The sequence below is a fragment of the Rahnella sp. ChDrAdgB13 genome, assembly GCF_017655185.1.
Classification (GTDB): domain Bacteria; phylum Pseudomonadota; class Gammaproteobacteria; order Enterobacterales; family Enterobacteriaceae; genus Rahnella; species Rahnella contaminans.
In genome coordinates this window covers 1-3,058 of sequence record NZ_JAEMGT010000169.1, presented here as the reverse complement: position 1 = coordinate 3,058, position 3,058 = coordinate 1, and the positions used below count along the sequence as shown (strand labels likewise).

Genomic DNA, 3,058 nt, shown 5'->3' with positions numbered 1-3,058 from the left:
GAGATAAGCGGGATCGAACCGCTGACCTCTTGCATGCCATGCAAGCGCTCTCCCAGCTGAGCTATACCCCCAATTCGTGCCCGTAAAAACGGGTGAACGGGGCGCATAATATGAAACGTCGCTAACCCTGTCAACGGCTAAATCCGTTTCTCAATTCAAGCGCTGAAAAAGCCGCCAAATACCCCATTTTGCAGGGAAAAAACCTCTGCCCTCACCGAAATTTTTGGTGTGATGAATTGTTTTACAATTTGCCCGCAAGCCCGCGTGGTGACTAGCTTTATGATCTGCCTATGCATTTTCTTAACATCTATGTCTGAATGATTAATAGAATGTTAGCAGACTATGAAGATCGGCTTGTTTTGAGATAATTCTAAGAATAGACTGCTCGCGCAATAATCATAACTTACTACTTCGAGCAATCTCATGTCCTTGTATTCACCTAAAGAAATCGCATCCATCGCTGTCACGGCAGGCGTTAATAAAAGCCATGCTTCCGTGTTGAATTTGTTAATTTTGGGCTTTCTGGCTGGCGCATTCATCGCCACCGGTTTCCTGCTGGATCTGCACGTAATAGGGACGTTACCTGCATCCTGGGGATCATTCAGTAACTTACTGGGCGCCGCCGTGTTCCCGGTAGGGATTATTCTGACCGTTTTAGCAGGGGGAGAACTGCTGACAGGTAACATGATGACCTTACCTATCGCCTGGTTCGCGCGTCAGATCAGCCTTTACGCTGTTCTGCGCAACTGGTTCTGGGTGACCCTCGCTAACCTGCTGGGAAGCCTGGCCGTGGCCTATTTCTTCGGCCACGTTCTGGGGCTGACCGAAGGCGCTTTCCTGAGCAAAACCGTCGCCACCGCCACCGCAAAAGTGAATGCAGACTTTATGCATGCCTTCATTTCCGGTATTGGCTGCAACTGGCTGGTGTGTCTGGCGATCTGGCTGGCCTTCGCCAGTAAAGAAGTCGGCGGCAAAGTGATCGGGATGTGGTTCCCGGTGATGGCATTCGTGGCTATCGGCTTCCAGCACGTCGTTGCAAACATGTTCATCGTGCCTGCGGCAATCTTTGCCGGTGCATTGAGCTGGTCACAGTACTTCCCGAACTTCGCAGCCGTGTTCCTCGGCAACGCGGTCGGTGGCGCGGGCTTCGTGGGCCTGATGTATTTCCTGGCCTACCGTCCTACCGTTGCAGCACCTGCGACTGAACAACGTTAATTAAGACGTTTTCAGGCAAGCGTTTCACAGAAAGCAAAAAAGCCAGCCGGTTTCCCGCGCTGGCTTTTTTTATCACTATTTAACAGCGATTACTGCGCTTGTGTTTCACGTTCAGCAATGAAGGCTAACGCCATATCGATACGCGCCAGTACACGGCTCTGACCGATTGCATGAACGGTCACGTCCACGCCCGGAGACTGACCCGCGCCTGTGACAGCAACGCGCAGTGGCATCCCGACTTTACCCATCCCGACTTCCAGCTCATCCGCCGTGCCCTGAATCGCATGGTGAATATTCTCAGCCGTCCAGTCAGTAATGGCAGCCAGTTTCGCGCGAACCACTTCCAGCGGCTGACGTGCAACCGGACGCAAGTGTTTCTTCGCCGCATCGGCATCGAACTCTGCGAAATCTTCGTAGAAGTAACGGCAGGACTCCGCCATTTCTTTCAGAGTTTTGCAACGTTCGCCCAGCAAAGTAACGATTTCGAACAGCTGCGGGCCGTTGCGGGTTTCGATACCGGCCTGCTCCACGTGCCACAGCAGATGGGTCGCCACATACTGCGGATCCATCGTATTGATATAGTGGTGGTTCAGCCATTGCAGTTTTTCAGTATTGAACGCACTGGCAGATTTGCTGACGTTTTCCAGTGAGAAAAGCGCTTTCATTTCGTCACGGCTGAAAATTTCCTGATCGCCATGGGACCAGCCCAGACGCACCAGATAGTTCAGCAGCGCTTCCGGCAGATAACCGTCATCACGGTACTGCATGACGCCAACCGCGCCGTGACGTTTAGACAGTTTTTTACCGTCGTCGCCCAAAATCATAGAAACGTGCGCGTAAACCGGTACCGGTGCGCCCAGCGCTTTCAGGATGTTGATCTGACGCGGAGTGTTGTTGATATGGTCTTCGCCACGGATAACGTGAGTGATTTCCATATCCCAGTCATCCACCACCACGCAGAAGTTATAGGTCGGAGAACCGTCGGTACGGCGGATGATCAGATCATCAAGCTCGTCATTGCTGAATTCGATCGGGCCGCGGATCTGGTCATCAAAGATGACCGAACCTTCCTGCGGGTTACGAAAACGCACCACGCAAGGTTCATCAGCGGCGTGATGTTCGTGGCTGTCGCGGCAACGACCGTCATAACGAGGCTTTTCGTTATTGGCCATCTGATGTTCACGCAGCGCTTCCAGACGCTCTTTAGAGCAATAGCATTTATACGCTGTGCCGTTTTCCAGCATTTCATCAATCACCGCGTTATAACGGTCAAAGCGTTTGGTCTGGAAATACGGGCCTTCATCCCAGTCCAGATTCAGCCAGTTCATGCCATCCATAATCGCGTCAATTGCAGCCTGAGTGGAACGTTCGAGATCGGTGTCTTCGATACGCAGCACAAACTCGCCGCCCAGGTTGCGGGCAAAAAGCCAGGAATAAAGCGCGGTACGGGCGCCACCGACGTGCAGATAGCCGGTCGGGCTTGGGGCAAAACGGGTTTTGATTTTCATCTGGGTGCAACCTTAATAACGCAACGCCGTAAAACGTCGCTATCAATTAACAAAAAGTGGCTGACATTCTACCACTCTGCCCTGATTCCTCAACGCTGATACAAGGGCAGTAACCTTGTTTAAGGCCATGAATGCGTAAAGAATCGACTACGCGGGCGAGAAACGCGTCAGGTTGACTAAAAATAAGCCGAACGATCATTTTTGTTTTTAAAAAGCGTTGACGTAATTTCAAGTATCCCTATAATGCGACTCCATCACGACGGGGGCGATTAGCTCAGTTGGTAGAGCATCTCCTTTACACGGAGGGGGTCGGCGGTTCGAGCCCGTCATCGCCC

General features: G+C 52.1%; 2 protein-coding genes and 1 tRNA gene. 2 read left to right on the top strand and 1 reads right to left on the bottom strand.

What is annotated here, in order from left to right; all coding sequences use genetic code 11:
* The first annotated feature begins 423 nt into the window (after positions 1–423).
* On the top strand, positions 424–1,215 hold the full coding sequence (locus tag J8X26_RS25890) for a formate/nitrite transporter family protein (protein WP_165058420.1): 792 nt from the start codon (positions 424–426) through the stop codon (positions 1,213–1,215).
* An 89-nt stretch (positions 1,216–1,304) separates the two neighbouring features.
* On the opposite strand, the gene gltX is transcribed toward J8X26_RS25890, so the two are convergent.
* Positions 1,305–2,723 (bottom strand): glutamate--tRNA ligase, encoded by a 1,419-nt coding sequence (gltX, locus tag J8X26_RS25885; protein WP_165058422.1) that lies wholly within the window; start codon positions 2,721–2,723, stop codon positions 1,305–1,307.
* Positions 2,724–2,986: 263 nt separating this feature from the next.
* On the opposite strand from gltX, the gene J8X26_RS25880 reads away from it, so the two are divergent.
* Positions 2,987–3,058, top strand: a tRNA-Val gene (locus tag J8X26_RS25880).

Bases quoted from the DNA above. Each gene is read 5' to 3' on its own strand.
- J8X26_RS25890 (WP_165058420.1), top strand. From the start codon at position 424: ATGTCCTTGTATTCACCTAAAGAAATCGCATCCATCGCTGTCACGGCA.
- gltX (WP_165058422.1), bottom strand. From the start codon at position 2,723: ATGAAAATCAAAACCCGTTTTGCCCCAAGCCCGACCGGCTATCTGCAC.